At 61.6% G+C, this 21,599-nt stretch carries 13 protein-coding genes; 12 read left to right on the plus strand and 1 reads right to left on the minus strand.

All coding sequences use genetic code 11. The annotated features are described in order from the left end of the window. The first annotated feature begins 3 nt into the window (after positions 1-3). From OUZ45_RS02450 to OUZ45_RS02505, 12 genes are all read left to right on the plus strand, one after another. Positions 4-3,099, plus strand: coding sequence for a putative baseplate assembly protein (locus tag OUZ45_RS02450; RefSeq protein ID WP_266168310.1), 3,096 nt, complete (start codon positions 4-6; stop codon positions 3,097-3,099). 4 nt (positions 3,100-3,103) lie between these two features. After that, positions 3,104-4,219, plus strand: a complete 1,116-nt coding sequence (locus OUZ45_RS02455; protein ID WP_266168311.1) for a hypothetical protein — start codon at positions 3,104-3,106, stop codon at positions 4,217-4,219. Then, positions 4,216-5,235, plus strand: a complete 1,020-nt coding sequence (locus OUZ45_RS02460) for a phage tail protein (RefSeq protein WP_266168312.1) — start codon at positions 4,216-4,218, stop codon at positions 5,233-5,235. Before OUZ45_RS02455 ends, OUZ45_RS02460 begins: the two co-directional genes overlap by 4 nt. Next, positions 5,232-6,062, plus strand: coding sequence for a hypothetical protein (locus tag OUZ45_RS02465; RefSeq protein WP_266168313.1), 831 nt, complete (start codon positions 5,232-5,234; stop codon positions 6,060-6,062). The genes OUZ45_RS02460 and OUZ45_RS02465 overlap by 4 nt, the downstream gene beginning before the upstream one ends. Then, complete coding sequence (locus OUZ45_RS02470; RefSeq protein WP_266168314.1) at positions 6,055-9,495, plus strand: hypothetical protein; 3,441 nt, start codon at positions 6,055-6,057, stop codon at positions 9,493-9,495. Before OUZ45_RS02465 ends, OUZ45_RS02470 begins: the two co-directional genes overlap by 8 nt. A 132-nt stretch (positions 9,496-9,627) precedes the next feature. Beyond that, positions 9,628-11,796 (plus strand): ATP-binding protein, encoded by a 2,169-nt coding sequence (locus tag OUZ45_RS02475; protein WP_266168315.1) that lies wholly within the window; start codon positions 9,628-9,630, stop codon positions 11,794-11,796. 432 nt (positions 11,797-12,228) lie between these two features. After that, entirely contained in the window at positions 12,229-13,662 is a 1,434-nt protein-coding gene (locus tag OUZ45_RS02480; protein WP_266168316.1) for an eCIS core domain-containing protein, read from the plus strand. Positions 13,663-13,772: 110 nt separating this feature from the next. Then, positions 13,773-15,806, plus strand: coding sequence for an eCIS core domain-containing protein (locus OUZ45_RS02485; protein WP_266168317.1), 2,034 nt, complete (start codon positions 13,773-13,775; stop codon positions 15,804-15,806). A gap of 41 nt (positions 15,807-15,847) precedes the next feature. Further along, positions 15,848-16,123 (plus strand): hypothetical protein, encoded by a 276-nt coding sequence (locus tag OUZ45_RS02490; protein ID WP_266168318.1) that lies wholly within the window; start codon positions 15,848-15,850, stop codon positions 16,121-16,123. Then, positions 16,123-17,310, plus strand: coding sequence for an eCIS core domain-containing protein (locus tag OUZ45_RS02495; protein ID WP_266168319.1), 1,188 nt, complete (start codon positions 16,123-16,125; stop codon positions 17,308-17,310). Before OUZ45_RS02490 ends, OUZ45_RS02495 begins: the two co-directional genes overlap by 1 nt. Before the next feature lie 98 nt (positions 17,311-17,408). Beyond that, positions 17,409-18,056, plus strand: coding sequence for a DUF4272 domain-containing protein (locus OUZ45_RS02500; RefSeq protein WP_266168320.1), 648 nt, complete (start codon positions 17,409-17,411; stop codon positions 18,054-18,056). Further along, positions 18,053-19,282 (plus strand): eCIS core domain-containing protein, encoded by a 1,230-nt coding sequence (locus OUZ45_RS02505; RefSeq protein WP_266168321.1) that lies wholly within the window; start codon positions 18,053-18,055, stop codon positions 19,280-19,282. Before OUZ45_RS02500 ends, OUZ45_RS02505 begins: the two co-directional genes overlap by 4 nt. A 64-nt stretch (positions 19,283-19,346) precedes the next feature. Here OUZ45_RS02505 and OUZ45_RS02510 read toward each other — a convergent pair whose 3' ends face one another. After that, complete coding sequence (locus tag OUZ45_RS02510) at positions 19,347-19,871, minus strand: hypothetical protein (RefSeq protein ID WP_266168322.1); 525 nt, start codon at positions 19,869-19,871, stop codon at positions 19,347-19,349. Positions 19,872-21,599 lie beyond the last annotated feature (1,728 nt).

The raw sequence follows: 21,599 nt of genomic DNA on the forward strand, positions 1-21,599 counted from the left end.
GCCATGACTGATGCCATGAGCGATCCCATGCTCGACCCCATTCTTGATTTTCGCAGCGCCGAGCAGTTCTTCCAGCAGGCGCTGGCGCTGGCGCGCGCGTATACGCCGGAGTGGACGTCGCCATGGCCTACGCAAGAGCCCGACGCCAAGGACGTCAACGAAGATCCAGGGCTGGTCCTGCTCAAGCTGTTCTCGCTGCTGGCGCGCTATATCGGCGAGATGGAAAACCAGCTGCCCAACCAGCGGCAGCTCGCTTTCTATCAGTTTCTCAATCTGCAGTTGCGCTCGCCGCTGGCGGCCCAGGCGGCGCTCACCTTCACGCTGCAAGCCGAGCAGCCGCCGTGCGAGATACCGGTCGACAGCGCGGTGCTGGATACCGTCACCCAGGAGATCCGCTTTCAAACCAACAAGCCGCTGCTGGTGGTACCGGCCACGCTGAGCGCCTTGATGACCATGATTCCGTCGCAGGATCACTACATCAACGCATTCGACGCACTGGGCTCGGGGCGGTCGGTGCCGCTGTTTCTCGCGCAGGAAGACGATGCGCTCGAAATACCGCTATCGCACTGGTTCATGCTGGGCGATCCGGAGCTGTTCAAGCCCGATCCCGCCTTGCAGCGCATTGTGGTGAACCTGACCGGGGTGCGGCTCGACCCCGCGTATTTCGAACAGTGGGCGGATGGTGCGCTCAATCCGCTGGCCGCCACCGTAGTGGGCACGCACAGCGGTTTGCAGCTCACCGTGCAGTTGAACCAGCCGCCCACCGCCCCACCGCTCACCGTGGCGCAATTGGAGAGCGAGCTGTATGCCGCGGACGGGCGTGACAGCGGATTCACGGCCGACGCGGACGCCGCCGCGCAGCCGCCGCAATACTGGCTGCTGGTGCAGCCCGCGCCGATGGTTCGGGTGATCAATGCGCTGGAGAGCCAGCTGCCGGTGATTACCGGCCTGAGCTGCACCTTGTCGGGCGACGCCATCCCGCCCGAGCAGGCCGCCTCGGGTCCGGTACAAGTGAACATCCGCAACGGCGTGTACCCCTTCGGCCAGACACCGGCCGTGGAGGACGCTTTCTACGTGCGTTCCGACAACCTGTTCGCGCGAAAGGGCGCTGAAATCAGTCTCAACTTCGTGTTGAGCGACGTGGCGACGGACTACCCGGTGACATTGTGCTGGCAGTTCTGGGACGGCTCGGCCTGGCAATCCTTCAATGCGACCGCGGCCCAGATCAGCACCTACCGCTTCGTCGACACCACCAACGCCTTGCGCAACAACAACCCGAATGGCCCGACCAGCGTGCGGTTCCTGTGTCCGGACATCCAGCCCACTACCGTGGCCGGCGCCGAGGGGCGATGGATACGCGTGGTGATCACGTCGGGTGGCTACGGTGACATCGGCGGCATCACCACCCAGGGCGTGAGCGCCACTATCGACGCCATCCCCGACTCGATTCTTACCGCACAACAGAAGCAGCAGGTCACGGCGTATCTCAACAACGTGGAGGGCGTGAATTTCTCCTATAGCTACACGCCGAGCAGCTATGCGCCGCCTTATATCCAGTCACTGCTGCTGAGCTATGCCTACACCGCCACGCCCAAGAACCTGTGGACGTACAACGCCTTCGCCCTGAGCCGCTTCCTGTTCAGTCCGTTCAAGCCGGTGGAGGATCGCTACACCTGTTGCTACCTGGGCTTTGCACCGGAGGATTTCAGTCGCTACACGCTGGGGCGCACGCTGACCTTGTACTTCTATCTTTCGCAGGAGTACGCCGATGGGGCGCCGGCCCTGCCGTGGGAGTACTACGACGGTTTGACTTGGCGTGCCCTGTCGGTGGATGACGGCACGGCGGGCTTCACCCGCTCGGGCATCGTCAGCTTCATCGTGCCGGACGATATGCCTGCGGTCATGCTGTATTCGCAACAGGCTTGCTGGTTGCGCATACAGAACCCGCGTCCGCGCCAGAACGTATCGGTGTACGGCGTCTATCCCAACACGGTGATGGCCGGCAATCGCAGCACCGTGCTGGACGAAACACTGGGGTCCAGCAACGAGCAGCCTGCCCAGGTATTCGAGCTGAGCTATACGCCGGTGCTGACTGGGTTGGAGCTGGACGTCGCCGAGCCTGAGGGCATGGAGCCGGCCCCGTCACCCGACGGAAACGACCTGGCGCTCACCGTGACTCCGCCCAGCACCACGGCGCAAGCCAGCGGCACGGTGTTGCGCCGTTGGCAACAGGTGGACACTTTCAGTTTCAGCGGACCCACCGACCGGGTGTACACACTCGACAGCGAGAACGGCCTGGTGACCTTCGGCGATGGCTACAACGGCATGATTCCGCCGAGCGGCTACAACAACATCATCGCCACCCGCTACCAATACACCCAGGGCCTGACGGGCAACGTATCGGCGAATCAATTGACCGTGCTGCGCCCTGGCTACAGCGCGATCGCCAGTGTCACCAACCCGGCGCCGGCGCTGGGCGGAGTAAACGGCGACAGCGTGGACGACCTGCTGGCGGCGGCACCGCCCCAGGTAAAGGCCAACAACCGCGCGGTGCAACTGGACGATCTCGATACCTTGGCGCGTGCCGCGAGTCCGGCAGTAAGCCGCGCCCACGCGGTCGTCGCCGCCGACGGGCGCATTGCCGTCGGCGTGCTGGCGCTTTCGCAAGCGCCGCAACCTTATGCGCCGCCCGCGTTGCTCGACCAGGTGGCCGTCTATCTGCGCGCGCGCTGCCTGGCGCCGCTGGCGCCGCGCATCTATTGCCGCGAGCCCGATTACCTGCCTATCGAGGTGGTGGCGCAGGTAACGGTGAACGTGGCGCCGGATCAACGCAATGCGGTACAGCAGGATCTGGCCCGCCAGCTGCAAGCCTTTTTCCAACCGGTATTCGGTGGGCCGGGCGGGCAGGGCTGGGCGTTCGGCCAGACCGTACAAGCCGCCCAGGTAAGTCGCTTGCTGCGCAGCGATCCGCGCGTCACCGGCGTCGTCGGCCTGGCCTTGAACGGCGTGCAGGGTGGCGACATCGCGCTGGCGCCCAACCAGGTGGCTGCGGCCGGCAGCGCGAGCGTGCTGGCTTACACCGTGGCCCTGGCGAGCTAGCGCGATGAGCTTCGAACTGCCCGACCTCGACACCCGCAACAGCGCTGTGCTGCAAGCTGAGCTGATCCGGCGCATTCCCCAATTCACGCGGCTGTGGACGGATTACAACGAATCCGATCCCGGCATCACCTTGCTGCAATTGCTGTGCTGGCTCGGCGAGTCGCTGCTGTACCAGACCAACGCTATTCCGATTCAGACGCAGCAGAATTTCCTGCGCGAAGTGCTCGGCCTGGCGTTCACATCCAACACCACGGATTACAGCAAGGCGGCTGACAAAAACTACGACTTCGCGTTCCAGAGCTTGCGCGCGGTGCTGGGGCAGGTGGAGGCGGGCACGCCGTTGAATCGCGCGCAATTGCAACATGCGGTGCTGAACTATCTGGCGACGCCTTATCTGGCGTTGTCCTGCGACGACGTGCAGACCCTGGCACTCGAAACCAACCAGATGATCGCTGCACAGCAGGCCAAGGCCGGCAACCCCACGCCCGAGCCCTTGCTGGTGAAGCGCGCCGACGCGCAAGTAAGCGACGAAGCAACCAGCGTGTACATCCTCAGCAATGCGCTGTGGGCCTACCAGCTGCCTGCTTACCCCAACACCAACGTGCCCGATGCGCAGGGCGGATTGCAGCGCGTGCTGTTGCTGCAAAAACCCTCCGGCAGCGCAGCGCAAGCCGCTGCCCAGGCCCAGAGCCAGCTCTTGAGTCAGGTGAACACCTACCTCGCGCCGCGCGTGCTGCTGGGCAGCCGGGTGAACGTGGCGCCCGCGCAACTCACCGAAATCAACCTGAGCGTGGCGGTGCGCTGCCCACCGTATGCGGTGTTGAGCGTGGTGCTCGATGCGCTGCTGGCGAGCCTGTTCGCTTATTTCAAGCCGGATACCTGGACCTATGACCAGCCACCCTTGCTGGAAAATCTGTCCTTGCTGATCGAGCGCGTGCCTGGTGTCTCGGCGTTGGAGGACATCGAACTCAGCTATGCACCCACGGCGCAGCTGCCGACCTATGCGCAGCTCGGCGTCAACTTTCTGATCGCCGACCTGCCGTCCGGCCCACCCGCCATGCTCTACCGCGGACTGCCGCAACTGCGTTCCCTGGAGATCTATGCGAGGAGCGCCTCGTGAACGAACCCGCCCAGCTGAGTTACCTGCGCTATCTGCCGGCGGTGTTCGCCAAGTCCGACGCTGGCTTTCTTGGGCACTATCTGAAGATCTTCCAGAAGCTGCTCAGCGGGCTGAACGACGACACCCTCGACAGACGGCGCGGCATCCAGGAACTGCTCGCCGCCGGAGTGGTAGGCAACTTGTTCTACAGCCGTTTCAGCTTTCTGTTTCCCGCGGACGACCAGGCATTCATTCCGCCCATTTCCGGGCTGCCCACGCCCGAGCGCGATGAGATTCTCACCGAGTTCAACCGCTACATCGGCGTGCCGGCGCCGCACAATCCCCTGCAAGGTCATGTCGCCGCGGCGGGCGCGGGCGCCAACGATGGGCTGGCCGACTTCACGGCCTGGTTGAACGAATTCCTCAGCTGGCTGGCGAGCTGGGTGGACCTGGTGCTCGACCAGGCTTGGGAGCTGGACAAGAAGCGCCGGGTGATCGCCGAGATCATGGCGCTGTACCGCCTGCGCGGCACGGCGCAGGGCATGAGCATGCTGCTGAATCTGCTGCTCGATCTCCCGATGACGACTGTGCCGTGCTACGTGCCGGGCAGCGTTACGCCGTCTCCTACGGGGACGTTGAGCGTGAATGTACTAAACCCGACGCCACCCGCCATCAAGGTCAACGGGCAGGCTGGTGCACCCGGCACGTTCACGCTGCGCTGCGCCTACCAGCCCGGTATGCCGCTGGTATCGGGCTATGCGCCCTGGCTGTTCCTGGTGCAGGTGTGTTTGCCGGCGTATGCCGACCCGACCCTCGTGCTCGCCCCCGCGGGCGTGCAGCAAGTGCAGACGCTATTGGCCCAACTCACCACCTTGCTCGATGCGCTCAAGCCGGCCGCCAGCAGCTACCAGCTGCAGATATTGGGCGGCATGTGTCTACAAGCGTATCCCAGCGATCCACCCGTTCAACCGGCCCAGCCCAATCCGCCGCAACTCTCCGTCAACGCCGTTCTAAGCACGCAGATGCCATCGCCATGACACAGCCAGCCGCTTCCATTCCGCAGAACGTCGCCTACACCTTGCTGTACCAGGACGGCATGTTCCTCACCGCCAGCGAAATGAGCCTGGCGCAGACCTATTTCGTCAACTGGCTGCAATGGCAGAACCAGTTCTTGTATACGCCCGGCGTCCTGAGCGGTCTGTTGGTGAGCAACCCCAGCGGCAATACCTTGAGCGCGACCACCGGCGCGGGCTTCGACTCGGCCGGGCATTTCGTGATCCTGCCCGATGGTGGGGGCAACACGATCACCGTATCCCCCAACGCCACCAACCCCAGTTTCGTCGGGCTGGTCTACCCCTCGATACCGCCGCCGGTGGCGGACATGCCCTACACCGTCAATTGGGCGGGCAGCCTGCAGCTGGCCAACACCGTCGACTCGCTGCCGGCCAACAGCATCCTGCTGGCACAGATCAACATGACCAGTACCGGCGGCATCGACTCCGTGAAAGATATGCGCACGGCAGTGACCAGCCGGCTACCTGCCGTTCTCACTGTGGACGAGGCGTACGTCACGAAGGCTGCACTGCCATCGGCGCAGAGCCGCAATGGCGTGGCCGGCGTTTCGGGTGCCAAGTTGCGCAAGCAGGGGGACAGCGTGCCGACGGTGGTCTATTACAACGAGCAACAGACGGCGGCCTTCGACCAGATCCCGCATGTGCTCGTGACCGTACAGGGCAACCTGCCGTACGCCACGGCGGTGAGCGAGATAGGGCCGGAGAAGTTCACCCTGACGCTGACTGCCGTGCTCGCACCAGCCGCGGATGTTGACGACCCCATTCACGTGAGGTGGCTGGCTTATGTCTGACCCCAATAACCGTCCGCCCATCGCCCGCACGCATTATTTCTCGGGTGAGTCGCTGCTCACCGCCGATTTCCAGTGCGAGCAGCAATACAACATGGAAATGTTGGCGCTGCTCAACAGCAGCCTGTGCACTTGGGGCATCGCCAGCGGGCTGGAGGTGACCTGGCAGCCGGGCAGCAATCAAGTGGGCGTGAGCGCAGGCATGGCGATCGACCAGTTAGGGCGGCAGATCGTGCTCACCACTAGCCAGGTGTTGAAATTCGAAGGCGTGCCGGCCAATTCCAAGATCTACCTGACCATTCGCTACCACGAAGTGTTTGCCGACTACAGCGTGGAGAGCGGCGTCGCCGGCTACAAGCGCATCGTGCAGCAGCCAGTGCTGGAATACGCGCTCAGCCTGCAAGATCCGGGCATCAACATCTTGCTGGCCGTGGTGGACTATTCCTCGCAAAGCAGTATCGATGCACTGACCTATAGATCCGGCCAATACGAACGGCGTTACGTCGGCTCGCGGCTTGGCGTGGTGGAACTGGTGACGGAACACGGTATCCACACGCAGCCGTCCGCGGACGGCCAGGCCGATGCGCCGTGGACCGGTGTCCAGCTGAAGGCGCTGAAGGAAAGCAGCGGCCAGGGCGATTATCTGGAGGTGCTGGCCACGCGCAGCCACTTCGGCGGCATGCTCACCACGCGCGGCAATGCGGGTGTCGGCGTGGACCAGCCGCAGGCCAACCTGCAAGTGGAGCGCATCATCAACAAAGGCACCGGCACGCTGGTAACGCGGGGCAGGTTGCTGCGCTTCCAGCCGGCCATTTACCCGCCGCTGCAATCCGGCGACATCGTCGTTCCGGAATTGCCAGTGGGTGCGGCGCCGCTGCTACCGCGCCAGGCCGTTATCGACATCGCCACCGGCATTGGCGAGTACCAGATGAAGCAGGCTTTCCAGCAGGATCTGCTGCTGCCCAGCCGCTACAACTACGTCCGTTCGACCCTGGTGCGCTTTTCCGCGGGAACGCCGGTAGGCGACCTGCTCAGCATCGAGGTCGACGGCACGGTGGGGTTGGGCAAGCAATCCGCCGTGCAGAGTGGCGTGCCGGGCCCCGCCGCATTGAGCATCACGGCTGACCGGCGGGTGGGCATTGCGCTCAATTCGCCGGCCACGTCGCAGGCGGCACTGCAGGTGAACGGCGACGTGCTCGCCAGCGGCAAGGTAACGGCGCAATCCTTCGAGGGCAACGGCAGCGGGTTGAGCGACCTGCCCATCCTCAGCTACTGGACCAAGCAGGATGTCGCCTCGACGTACAGCAGCATCTACTACAACTCCGGCAACGTCGGTGTGCAGGTGTCCGACCCGCGCGCTTCGCTCTGCGTAGGTACCGGCCCCGGTTTTATCGGTAGTGGCTCCGTTACGGCCGATAAGGACGAAAAGACCCAGCTCAACGGCAACCAGACCGCGTTCAAGGCCCAAGTCAGCCCCGGCGACAGCATCGTCCTGGGCAGCCTGCAGCAGCAGGCGCAGCAGATCAAAACCATCACCAGCGACACCCAGCTCGAACTGCAGAAACAGTTCGCCGTCATTCTTCAGCTATCGGCCTACAAGTCGAGCAGCGATGCCGCCGGTGCCGGAGCCAAATCCGGTACAGGCACCGTCAGTAGCAGCGGCACCACCATTACCGGCGTGGGCACCAAGTTCACCCAGGATCTCAAGCAAGGCGACTGGCTGCTGATCGAGGCATTCAAACCGACGACCCCATTGGGCTATCAGAGCCAATGGCTGGTCACTGAGGTGAAGGACGACCATACCCTGATAGTGACCAATTCGGCGTCGGACAAGCCGATTCCAGCCAATGGCTCGGCCTATATGGTGTCGCGCACGCTGATGGGCATGTTTCAAGCCAATGCCGATACCAGTGCAATGAACAGTGCAACGACTGGTGCGCCTCCGGCGACTCCGCCGCCTCCCGCGATGCTGTTGATAAGCAATGGCCCGTACGCGAAGACAAACGGCTTTGCGGATAACACGGTAGGTATTAATTACGAACTCGGCAAGCTCGACCCCAGATATGCGCTGCAAGTCAACGGCGATGTGAACTTCAACGGCAGCAGTACCTTCGACAAGCTGGCAGCCAATCAGCTGACCGTCAAACAATGGGCCAGCATTACCGGCCCGGGCAACGAAGGCACCGTGCTGGCCGCAGGGCCGAACGCGGCCACACCGTTGTTGAGCGTGACGCAAAACAATGTCGTGGTGGGCACCGGTACCGGCGGCAAGAGCTCGCTCGAGGTGAGTGGCGATGTAAAGGCGACCGGCAACCTGATCGCGGGCGCGCAGTTGCAAGGCGCGAGTGCGAACGTGACGGGTTCGCTAACAGGCGGCGCGCTGTTCGCCAGCTCCATGCTCGTTACCGGCGTGGGGGTCGACAAGAACGGTAATGTGACCCTGTTCGGCAACCGCGCGCCCATCCCCATCAGCACCAGCAACAACAACCCCAGCGGGCAGGCTGTGACGGATGGCTACATCGTGGCCAGCATCGGTACCGTGGACCCGAATTTCAAATCCGACTTCGCTGGCATGCTCACCTGCCAGACGAGGTCGAGCACCGGCGTCACCAGCACCAATTACGCGTCGGCGAGTACCATGCCGGTGGCCGTCAAAGACGGCAAGAAGGGCAGCCAAACCTTCTTTCTCCCGATATTCGGCACGCTTTGCGTGCCGGTGCGCAAGGGCGAGTTATGGTCGCTGCTGTTCGCCGTCGAGACGCAATGGAAGCCCGCACCTAACGTCTCAGCGTACTGGGTGCCGCTGGGGCCCTTGAATGGTGGAACCAACAATGCGCTGGACAAATCGCCGATAGCACCTGCGGCGCTGAAAGCGGAGGGCGCCACTGCGCCATCCGCCGATGCCTTGTCGCAAAGCATCGAGACGCTGCGCCAACGCCTGGCCTCGGGTGGTTTGCAGCAATCGTTTCGGGCCGATGCGCAGCAGGCGATCGACCAGCGGGCTGGCGATCTGGCGCGAGTCCTCGGCGACGCAGTCAAGGTTCCCGCCGACCCGGCAGCGCGCGAGGACTTCGGTCAGAGCGTGCAGAAGTTCGTGTGCGCGGCCGACCCAGCTCTCGCCGAACTCAATCGCAGTGCTGAGCCGCAGCATATCGATGACTTCATCGAGAGCCTGCAGCGCACCACCGGCCACCCGTTCACGGCACAGAACAAGACCGTGCTGGCAAACGATCTGCGCGCGTTGCTGGCGATCGCCTACGACGTTGCCAATGTTAACGACCAGAAGCGGGTCAGCGATGCCTACACCCAATTCCTGCAAGACCTGCAGAAGGCGGCCGGTGTCAGTTTCGACTCGCGTCAGCAACGCCTTTTGACGCACGCCTTGATGCGAGTGGTAGGGGGTGGTGCGGCACTGGAGAATGACGATGCCACGTAAGCCCGCCATCATGAGAAGACGCCGTCACTGTGTCGCAAGCCGGCTCCCTCTTCCCTCCGGGGAGAGGGTTGGGGTGAGGGGCGGGTGCTCGCGATGACCTCTCATTGTCGTCACCCCGGCGAAGGCGTCTAAATGCCACCCGTCGCGCCAGCCTTCATCGACAACACCGCCTTCCTGGGCGAGTTGTGCCGTTATGCGGACTTGTTGATCGAGCGCGCAACGTCGCAGCGGCAGGCCGCGCCTGCGACGGACGCGCAAGGGCCGCTGGCGTTGCGTCTGCGTGCCGCGCGGGCGCAGCAGGCACGCGAAGTGGATACCGCACTGACCACGGCATGGCAGCAGCTCGAAGGCCGCATGGAAGCCACCGTCGCGCAGGATCTCTTCATCCCCTGGATTCATTTCGCACAGCTGTTCCAGCTGACGCCGCTGGAGCAGCAGCTGGTGTTGATTGCGCTGTTGCCGGATATCGACGCCGATTACCGCGCCGTGCTGGCGGAGCTTTCTGACGGCGAGAGTGTGACGGAGCCGAACCTGCCGCTTTCTGCCGCTGCCCATCTGGTGGGTGGAGAGCGTGCGGGGCTGCAGTCCGCCTTGCTGATCGACAGCGCGCTGCGGCATTGGCACGTACTGGAACTCGACCCGTTCAGCGACGTGCTTCGTCTGGCCGGCGGCTTTCGGCTCGATCCCGTCTTGGCAGGGTACTTATGCGGACGTGCCGCGCCGCAACTCCGGCTCTACGAAACCTTGCCTGCGTTGCCGTCGACGGACGCGCTTGCCGATTTGCTGATCGACGCCGGGTCGCGCCAGCTGGCCGAGCGCTTTGTCGATCGCTGCGGCGCAAGTGCGCCCCCCGATGCGGCTTTCGTACTGCAACTGCAGGGGCCGGATGCCCGTTTGCTGGAGCGCTTCTGCGCGGCCATCTTCGCGCCGCTGCGCATGGGTTGCGTGCGCGTGGATGGCGGCCAGTTGCTGGGCCGCGATGGAGCGGCGGGACGCGCGGCGATGCTGGAGAGTCTGCGCCTGTTGTGCCGTGATGCGCTGTTGTGCAACCGGGTGCTGGTGCTGAGCGACTGCCAGCGCCTGAGCGGCAACGCAGCGGACGACGAAGCGCGCGCCCTGTTCGCCGCGATGCTGGATACGCTGCTGGAGAGCCAACGCTACGTGGTCGCGCTCAACGGTCCGGCGCGAGTGTTGTCCGAGCATGCGCATCGCTTCGCACCGCACCCGGTGACGCCCTTGCTGATCCAGGTGCCGATGCCCGATGCCGATTTGCGCCGGCGCATCTGGCAGGCCGGCGCACGGCGTCACGCGATGGTGCTGTCCGACACCTTGCTCGACAAACTGGTGAACAGCTACCTGTTCACCCAGACGCAAATCGATTCGGTGCTGAAAGAGGCCGACAGCCGACAATGGCTGGACGGCGACAGCCCAGGGGAAACGCTGCTGCTGGAGGTCTGCCGCGACGCCAGCGTCACCGAGCAATTCAGCGTGGCGGAAGAGGTCAAGACGCGCTACCGCCTGGACGACATCGTGCTGCCCGCGGCCACGCGAGGCTGGCTGGAAGAAGTGCTGCACTATGCGCAGAACCGGCACCAGGTCGTCGAAGACTGGGGCTTCGATCGCCACAACCCCAACAGCCGCAATCTGTGCGTGTTGTTTTACGGACCTTCCGGCACCGGCAAGACCATGGCCGCTTCGATCATCGCGAACGAGCTGAATCTCGGTCTGTATCGCGTGGACCTGGCCAATGTCATGAGCAAGTACATCGGCGAAACCGAGAAGCACCTGGCGCAACTGTTCGACCAGGCCGAATCCATGAACGTGGTGCTGTATTTCGACGAAGCGGAAAGCCTGTTCTCCAAGCGCACCGAAACCCACGACGCGCACGACCGCTACGCCAACATCCAGACCGGGTACCTATTGCAGCGGATCGAGACCTATCCGGGCATCGTCATCCTTTCCACCAACCTGCTCAAGAACATGGACCAAGCCTTCACGCGGCGCTTCAAGTTCATGATCGAGTATCCGTTTCCCGGCGTGGCACAGCGCCAGCTGCTATGGCGTAAGGCCTTCCCGCCCGATGCGCCGCTGGCGGACGACGTGGACTTCGAGCTGCTGGCCGACAAGGCGGCCCTGAGCGGCGGCAACATCAACAACATCGCCTTGCGCGCCGCGTTCTATGCGGCGGCTGAGAAGAACGCGGTGGGGATGAATCACTTGTTGCGCGCGGTGGAGCGGGAATACGACAAATTGGGCAAGGTGTTTGCGGCAGGGGATTTTGCTTGGAGTGTGGACGATTAGAAGCGAGGAGTGAGTGTTGAGAAGTGAGGAGTGAGAGAAAAGCTCTACTGAATGGCGCCGAATCTGAGCTAGCGAGCTGTTTGCTCCCTCCCTTGCTTGCAGGGGAGGGCTGGGGAGGGGTGAGTACTTGCGAAAGCCTTTCGGGAGAGGCTTTCGCAAGTGTTCACCCCCTCCCGGCCTCCCCCTGCAAGCAAGGGGAGGAGAAAACCGCACTCGCTGAGATTCGGCGCGAATCAGGAAAGCTTTTGCTTTTACTCACTGCTCTTCACTCACTCCTCGCATTTACCAGCGGGGGATTAGGTGGTTAGTCATTCCATAGGCATCCGAGGTGTGAGAGGACCACGCGGGCCGGCGCCTGCTCAGTGCCGCGCGCCGGTGGAGTCCGGGTATTTGGCTGCCCTGCCACCCGGACTCCACTACGCGTCGGGAGTCATGCAACGGGCGCCTGCTCCCAGTGCGGGGCAGGGCTTGCCTGCGGATTTGCGCGGCGGCGTCGAATCGCTCTCCGGTATGGACATGAGCGGCGTGCGCGTTCATTACGCATCGCCCTTGCCGGCGCAATTGAATGCGCTGGCCTACGCGCAGGGAACGGACATTCATCTCGCTCGCGGTCAGGAAAAGCACTTGCCGCATGAGGCCTGGCATGTGGTGCAGCAGATGCAGGGCAGGGTCAGGCCGACGATGCAGTTGGCGGGAACCCAGGTGAATGACGATGGAGGTTTGGAACGCGAAGCCGACGTCATGGGGGCAAGGTCCATGACCGCCGCAACACGTGCGGTCGGTCCGCTAGCGCAGGCCAGTCCCGCCGCCGGCGCGGCTCAGTGCAAATTTGGCGATGTCGCGCAGTTGAGCATCATGTCTCGATGGAGGTGGGGGGATTATTTCCGAGGATTGCCTAACAACCAGCGGATATGCGACGCGATCGACACCGGCGAACTGCGCACGACGATCGAGGATGTAACGAACGCGCATGGGAGGGTCACCAATTGGATCATCCGCTTGCACGCCTATGCCAACAATGCTTGGGGAGCGATCGGCTCGGTCACCATTGACCGGTCGCAGGTGCAGGCGCCGGTGCAGGGTCCACTTCTTCCTGGCGCCGCCCCGCTTGCGCCCATGTACGACAATCGGGTGCTGACCTTGCATACCGCGGCGCCGGCGGGTGGAAATGCCGGTGTGGCTACCTATTTGTTCCCGGCTGTATTGGGCTGGATCGATCGCAACCTGCGCGGCGTGCAAGAGATCAATATGAACCCGGCCGGCGGTGCCGCATCGAAGTCGGTCATGGCGGAGCTCGGCCAACGGTTGGGTGATCCCGCTGGGCATCTCAATGCCGTCGCTTCCAGAAACGCCAGAAAGAACGCCGAAACTCAGGCCCGTCTTGCTGCCGCACAAGGCGGACCGGCGGTGGTTGGCATCGGCAGTGGAGCGGGAGTCAATGCCTTGAATACCTGGGATACGCGTCTGAATGACGAGCACATGGACGATTTGATATCGCTGGACCAGACGCCGTACACGGGTCTCGACATTCAGGCTGACGGCATGACGTTGGCTGGTACCGTGGACCCCAACGACATCAACAACATGCAACTGACTCGCGATTACTTCGCCAATCGCATGAACGGGCCGATTGCCGATCCCATCGTCAATGCCCTGCACCCGGCTGCGCATTACTTTCAGGCAGCCGCAGCGCTCACCAATGGTGCTATAGCGGCTGCACCTCGCGCAGCGGCTCAGACCCTTCGCATGGCGAGGCTCACCAGCCGCTCGGGGGCGCTTGGTATCGGTGGAGCTTTGGACGCCGGATACCAGATCCGGATGTCGGGCAATGCGTTGGCGCGCGTGCTTCCCCATGCCATTCAATAAGAAGTGACAACCCGACCATGCGGCCTCTCACCAGAAACCGTGCACGAAGTCATGTCGTGCCCCCTTCGAAACCGCTGCAAGCCCGAACTGCGAGAACACGCACCGGTGCTGTGCTTGCACCATTGATGGCGCCCGCGCATACCGCCCACCTCGCCAGCTTGCCAACGGGACTGCACTACGCGGCAAGCACGCTGCAACGCGCACCGGCCGTAGCGTCTGCATCGCAAGGGCAGGCACTGCCGGATGGGTTGCGCACGGGCATCGAGTCGCTCTCCGGCATGGATATGGGCAGTGTGCGTGTGCATTACGCCTCGCCCTTGCCGGCGCAATTGAACGCGCTGGCCTACGCACAAGGCTCAGACATTCACCTGGCGCGCGGCGAGGAAAAACATCTGCCCCACGAGGCCTGGCACGTGGTGCAGCAGAGTTCGGGTCGCGTGAAACCGACCACGCAGGCCCAAGGAGTGTCGATCAATGACGACCCCGCGCTCGAGCGGGAGGCGGATGCGATGGGCGCTCGTGCCTTGCAGCTCAAGACGGATGGTCGCGATAGCCGCGCGCCCGGCCGTATCGGCGGCGGACAGAAAATCGTCCAGCGCTATCTGATAGTCGGCGGATTCGACCATACGAATGATGTAAAAACCAACGGCGCTGACATCGACACCGAAACTGCCGCTGTCATGACGTTGATGTTAAATGCGGTTGCACCTGCTCACCATGCGGTTGCACCTGCCCACCATGCGGTTGCACCTGCCCACCATGCGGTTGCACCTGCTCACCATGCGGTTGCACCGCTTGAAAACACGGCTTATCAATTTTTACGGGCAGATGATCGCGGCCTGGTCACCCGACAGTTGAAAAAATGGATAGAAGACAATCAAGGCGCCAAGGGCGGTGCGAGCAGAAACGCTGCTTTTGGTCGTAAGCAACAAGCCCGTGTCTATACCAACTACCGCGATCTGGCGATGGCGATCTATGGCTGGGTTTCATCGAAAGAAGGCCGGCGTCAGGAAAAGCGCCTGGCAAATCAGGTTTATGCCAGCCCGGTCGTTGAGGACCACATCAATAACGTGTTGCGCCGTATTGCTGTATGGATCGGCACGCGAGCGGGCAGCGCAAATATCGTCAACGAACTCGATACGGATATTCCGGAAGATAGCCCTTGGGCCGACTATGCGAAATGGTTCAATCATGTCCGCAGTGCGGACGGACGTCCTATACCGTCGCGTTTCTACCCTGTCCTCCAGGCCCCCGAGAACTACTCGATGCGCGACAAGATCGCGACCTTGCACGATGTGATGAAATATTTCATGGAAGATAGCGGGACGCATGGCCAAGGTTTGCTCGTTGAAGGCGCTGGCGGCGGGCGCCCTTCATTTCTCACTTTTCAGGGTACAACTCTTGGCGGAAGAGCCGTATACATTCGGCCGAATAGCTCAGTCATTCTTCGCAATGCTTTGGCACGAGAACTGGCCACTGGTAAATTCATAAGGCCCGCCAATGAAGAGCAGCACGCCAGTTACACCTATGCCCGTACTCACCATATTCCCATGTGGGCCAGGCACTCCTTTACCGCTGCGCGCATGATGCGATTAGCCGAGCAAGCTGGCGCGAATGCGGCGCAAGTCCAGGCCGTCGCACACGCGACAATGGCGTTCTGGCGCAAGGATTACGACCATCGCGATGTCCCCTATCACACCATGCATGAAATCATGGATTTCATGCCGCATTTCGGTGGCGCCTACAATCCACTCACGCGCTATGAGGACATGCACACCGCCATCGATTCCCTCCCGCCGCTGATGGCCAGGTTGACCGTGATCGCCACTTCCGCCAATTGGAATGGCAGGGCTAGATTCAATAGAGGCAATCAGGCGCCTGAATCCATTGTCGACATACGCAACGAATTAGCCAGCGGAAACGCGAATGTGGACAAACTTCTACGGATCAAGAATCTGATCAGAGACAAAACCGGGTTCAGCCTTTTGAGGACGGCAACAGCCCGAAATTTTTATACCATCCTGGCGGGGATACCCGACAACGTGAATCTGTATCAGCAGGGCGGCACCTCCGCCAGGGTCAAATCGGAGATTGCCATTCAACTCAGCGTCGTACTGCGCGGCCTGCGGGCGTTTAATCCGTAAACGGTAGAGAGGATGCCACCATCGAAGGCCCGTACGATCACGTGACCGACAAGATCAACAACCTGATCGGCATCCATCTCGGCCAGTTCCTCACCGAAGAATGCGGACCGTGGGTGGAACGGCTATGGCAGAACGGTACGCTGGCCTATGCCACCAGCTTCCGCGTCGATACTCGCACAGGGCGGCAAACGGCCGACGTGAACTATCAGCAGCCGATCGACTACCTGCTGACCATCGTGGGCCGTGTACCGCAATTCGACGAGCTGGAGCAGGGCACCTTGGACCGGTCCGGCGTTCGTTTCGAGGAGATCGACTGATGCACAGCGTGGGTCACTCCGTCGCCAAAAAAGTAGATGCCGAGACGTCGCCGGCGCCCCTCACGATGCAGCGGGTCGCCGTGAATGTCGCCAGCGTGCCACCGGGGCTGCATTACTCGCCAGGTGTGGTGCAGCGTGCGCCGGCCGCAGGGAGTGGGCAGGCGTTACCGGATGGCTTGCGCGCAGGTATCGAATCGCTTTCGGGCATGGATATGAGCGGCGTGCGTGTGCATTACGGCTCGTCATTGCCTGCGCAATTGAACGCGCTGGCCTACGCACAAGGCTCGGACATCCATCTGGCGCGTGGCCAGGAAAAGCACTTGCCGCACGAAGCCTGGCACGTGGTGCAGCAGAGCTCGGGTCGCGTGAAACCGACCATGCGTATGGGCGGCGTCAACATCAACGACAACGCCGGGTTGGAACGCGAGGCCGACCAGATGGGCGTGCGGGCATTGCATGCGGGTCGTGCTGCCACCGACGCTAACTATCGCCCCCTTGCGATGCAGGGGGAGCCGATCTCGCAGCGCGTATTGATCGACGGGAAGGACATCAAGCCCGATGCGACGGGCGAGAACGAACAGATCCTCAGCGACGCGCTCGATGCCATCATCGAAGCACAAGAGGGCACATTGGCCGACCCCGACAGCTGGGTATCCCGAGCTGCTGCGATCAATGCCGAGCTTCAGCTCAACGGCACCACGCCAGCGGTGCTCAAGGAGATCGAAGATTTCTACAAGGAAGCAGGCGAGTTGAATTTTCTGGTCAACCCGGTGCTGCGTGAGGCGTGGCAACGCTGCCTGAATGCAACCTCCAACAAAACGAGCTATTCCGCGGTTGGCGGCAAGTTCAAAGACAAGCTTCCGGACGTGCTTCATGAGATCAGTGTCGACTTTCCGGGGCTTGCCGCCAAAACGAAACAGGTACCGACCATCAAGGTGAACAAGGAACACATGGTCAACAAGGGCGGGGCGCACAAAGGATCGCAAACTGCCCACGAAAACCTGATGTTCGCCGCGGCGCCACCGATCGGCGCAACGGAAACCCTGTCCGAATTCCATAAGCAATTGCATGCGTTGAAGCCGGGTACGGGACAGATCAACTACAACGCACTCGACGATGACATTCGGACGATCATCGAGGATGCACAAATGGATTACAGTGCGGACGGCATGGGAGACCTCGTTTAGGGATGCTCTGATCTATTCAACGTAGGTGTCACCGCTGTGTCAGCTCGCCTGCGTTGAATAGATCAGAGCATCCCTACACCACGCATATCAGGATCATGATGACTACGGTTACTCCCGTCGATGCGGCGGCAAGAAAATCACGCTCGGAAGCGCATCTCGTGCAGATGGGCATTCCTATCGATCCATCCTCGCCGCCGTTGGAACTGTCCGCATCGGTGCGTCCGCCGGAAGCCATTCCGGCGCGCGCCATCTGTCTGTGTCTCTGTGCCGCCAAGGCCGAGGGTCTCGATCCGGCGACCGTGGCCTCGCTTGTCACCAACTTTCATGTTGGGCGCTACCTGCGCCCGCCCGAAGTGGAGTTTCTCTATGGAACGGCTGATGCAAGCGATCAGGTGAACCGGTTCCAATGGGGATACGAAGCCTGCTGGGCGCTGCTGTGGGTGTTGGGCCGCCTGGAAACGCTGGACGACCCGGTGGCACGCTGCGACCCGCAACAGGCTGCCAGGATCATCACCACGTCCGGCTCGATAACCGGATTGATCGGTACGCTGCGATCGAATGACGAAATTTTCGATGTTGCCGATCTGACCCATCGCTTTCTCGACGCGTGCCGACAGGCTGGGCCACCTTACGAAAACTTGCCCGGTGAATTGATTTGCCCGGTGGTGTACCAGCGCCAGCTCGCTTTCCAATGGCTGCTCGATCCCGCGGGTACGCGCTGGGAAGAGATCATTGTGCCGATATGATCCCGCGTTTGAAGCGCAGCGCGGGTCACCCCACCGCCAAAAAAGCAGATGCCAACACATCGCCGGCACCCCTCACGGTGCAGCGGGTCGCCGTGAATGTCGCCACCGTGCCGCCTGGGCTGCATTACTCCCCGGGCGTGGTGCAGCGTGCGGCAGCCACAGGAGGGGGGCAGGCGCTGCCAGGTGGTTTGCGCACGGGTATCGAGTCGCTTTCGGGCCTGGACATGAGCGGCGTGCGCGTGCATTACGGCTCGCCGTTACCGGCGCAATTGAACGCGCTGGCCTACGCACAAGGCTCGGATATCCACCTGGCGCGCGGCCAGGAAAAGCATTTGCCGCACGAAGCCTGGCACGTGGTGCAGCAGAGCATGGGCCGGGTGAAGCCGACCATGAACCTGGGCGGCGTGAACATCAACGACAACGCGGCCTTGGAGAGCGAGGCGGATCAGATGGGCGCGCGGGCCTTGCAGTGCAAGGCATCCCCTGGCGTGGCGCCGCCAGTGCACGAGGCAGCGGGCGGCAGTATTCCTGCAACCGTCGGCCAACGCAAAGTGCTGAGGCAGTCCAGCGGAAAATGGATTTCCAGTTACGACCCCTACACCGTGTTCAGCACCCAGTTCAAAGCGAGCATTTACGACAAGAAATTGAGGGCCGGAGGCCGTCCCAGATTATCCAGCCGTGTGCCGACGCTGTATTCCTATACGCATATCAAACCCCACAACAAGCTGAGCAGCGTACCCCAGGGCCCGCATGTGGCAGCGCATCGACTCACGCTCACCGCGCTACAGAACACCACGGACGTGGACGGCGTGGAAGAAATCTTTGACGAGCAGGTGCTCGCGCCCGACGATGTGGACGAAGTGATGGAAGAGGAAGCGCCAAGCAACGGCTATAGCACCCAGATACAGCCGCGTGTCGATCGCTACGTCACGGACTACCGGCAGATCTATACCTCGATAGAGACCGAACTGGCCAAGACCACTCCCGACCTGATCACCCTCAAGCATGGCGTGAATACCCTGATGAACATGGACCCCTATGCCACCTACGGCTGGAAGACGACCAAGCCGGCTTCCAAGAAACACACCAAGGGCAAGGGTGAGAATGTCACGTCGCCCACCTTCAGCGATCTGGTGGACAACCCGCCCGGGAATTCGATTTCCAATACCGACGCTTTCGATTCCTTTGTGGACTCGCGGAAGGATCTATTCAATGCGCATTTCTGAGAATCGGATTAAACCACTGGGTGCAAGGCTTTGATGGCAGGCAATGAAAGATTCCAATGGCATATCAAGTTAAATCGTTACTGGTGACCGCCCCACCTGATATGCGGGTTGATAACGACCAGCTTACCGATTTTCGTCCGTTCCGCCCCACCAACGAAGTAACGAAATCGCGATCGTGTTCAATCTTGATCGTTGGGTCGTACGCCGTGAATGGCGAGTCAGCCATGGAGATGATGTAGCCCAGAGGAGCATCGCCTCCGCCAGGGAACTCCTGGCGAAATGGTGGACCCGAGGCGTTTTGGCCGCTCTTGGCGATGTCATCAAACGTTTGCCCTTCTTCAGGGTGAACGTTGCCATTGATACGGAGGCGTGTGCGCTTCACAGTTTGTTCCAGGCGAAAGTCGCTTGGCGAACAGGGGCTTGGGATAACGCCGTAAAGTTGGATATTCGCCCCTGCACGGTTGTGGGTATCAAACGTGCCGCCCGTTCCCGGGTGATCATAGAACCCGTGGCCCGCCAAATCCGGGGTATAGCTATCCATTGTCAGCCCACCCAGGAATGCCCCTGATGTGAGTTTGTGCATGCTCATTGGTTGTTCGCATGAATCAGATTTCCCGGATGCGGGTGCCTGCGTTGCGCCCCCTCCCGAGGGCAGATCGACAATCTCTTCGGGCCCACCGAAGGTGGAAATGTCGACGTGCGAGACCTCTCTTGTCGTTGGCGCCTGAATGGGGCGAAGCCGTAGCGTGCCAAAGTCGTGAGCAACGGGGGTTGCTCCTGGTTGAGCCGATCTCGGCGGCTCAGGATGCACGGGTATACGGCTTAAATCGTAATCGAAACAGGTAATTCCAGCGGCGGTAGAGTCCCCTTTTACATCTCTGGCATTTGCTTCTGACAGCCGCTTTACGGATCGGCGTTCTTCCAGGCAGGGCCGAGCGGGCGGCGCAGTCATGGTAGATCGGGTTTTCGACATCTGTTCGAAAGTTCGCATAGCCAATCTCCCTTCGTTTGATTATCGATACCTAGCGCCTGATGGAAATGCTTGCTGCGAGCGATGCGTCACACCTGCCAGGTGAATATTTTTCATAGCGTGAAGTGTGTGGGCGAATTCAACTGCGAAGCGCAACGCGTTGAAGATATTGGAATCTCACGCTGGATATAGATTCTTGTGGAGCGCGCCGTCTGCTACACAACCAACGGCACTGCCTTGAATAGCGGATGGACGCAGGTTCCGTGTGTCAGGAGGAGCTTGGCACGATTTTCCGTTCCACTGCGAAAAAACACTGAATTCACCCCATGTTGATTGCGACGTTGGTAGAGTTTTTTGCTGGCATCGCTGAAAAGTAGAGACACGGGCTTACGCATGCTCCTCGCATGCCGTGATTCTTATATTGCTCGTACTCAAGTCAGGCGCCGCTTGCTGCTGCAAGCGCGCAGGGGGTGCGCGTAAAGCGTTCAAGAACTCGTATTTGCTGACTGACCGTTGCCGAATACGGCCAGGGGAACCTCATTCTGTGGAGCACGGTGTTGAGCCGACGCGCGCCAGAACGGGAGGCTAGCTTGCCCACGTTGCCCCCAGGCGGGTCGCTGCTTGCGGTCAGCGGTGTCACCGGTGTGACGCACTGCCGCGAAAGTGGATGGATCGCGCGCATGGACGGCTATTTGAATCGGTCTACCTGGCGCAAGTTACATCTATCCACGGATGCAAAAGCCGCTCAGGCGAGCGTGTTGCCGTACGCGGTGTTGAATTGTCAGTTCCGCCGTACGAAGGCGCGATGCCATGGCATGAGTACATGCATGGCGCGAAAGGATGTAACTAGGCCATCAAAGCGATGGCGCGATGCTGCCGACAGAAATGGGAGACGCGTAACAACTGCCTTCGCGGTCACTCACCGAGGGCCGCACACGCCACTACGAGACGCTCACCAATCATCGCTTGTGGCTCGCCGCTGTATCGGCGTGCAAGCGACCGTGGCAGAGATCTGCGTAGTTCGCCGCATGTCAGTTCCTGACTTGGGCGGCACGCTTTACCCAGGAGCCTGCTCACTATCTCCGCGTAGCTCGTGGAGATAGTGAGCGGGCTCTTGGGCCTCACAGGCCATCGGTATTGGCCAGGGCTACCTGAAAAACCGGAGGACACCTGATGAACGATAAGTCCGTAAGGAAGGGTGCCAACACGGCACACACTGTCTTGGGGCAGTCAGCGCTCCAGACTCTCGGCGGGCCGGGCATGCCGCCCGACCTCGCTGCCATGGGAACCCCACCACCTCCCTCAAGTCCCGGAGCATCCTCGTCAACCGAGATAGGGACGCCAGGA

It is taken from the genome of Dyella subtropica (assembly GCF_026283965.1).
GTDB lineage: Bacteria > Pseudomonadota > Gammaproteobacteria > Xanthomonadales > Rhodanobacteraceae > Dyella_D > Dyella_D subtropica.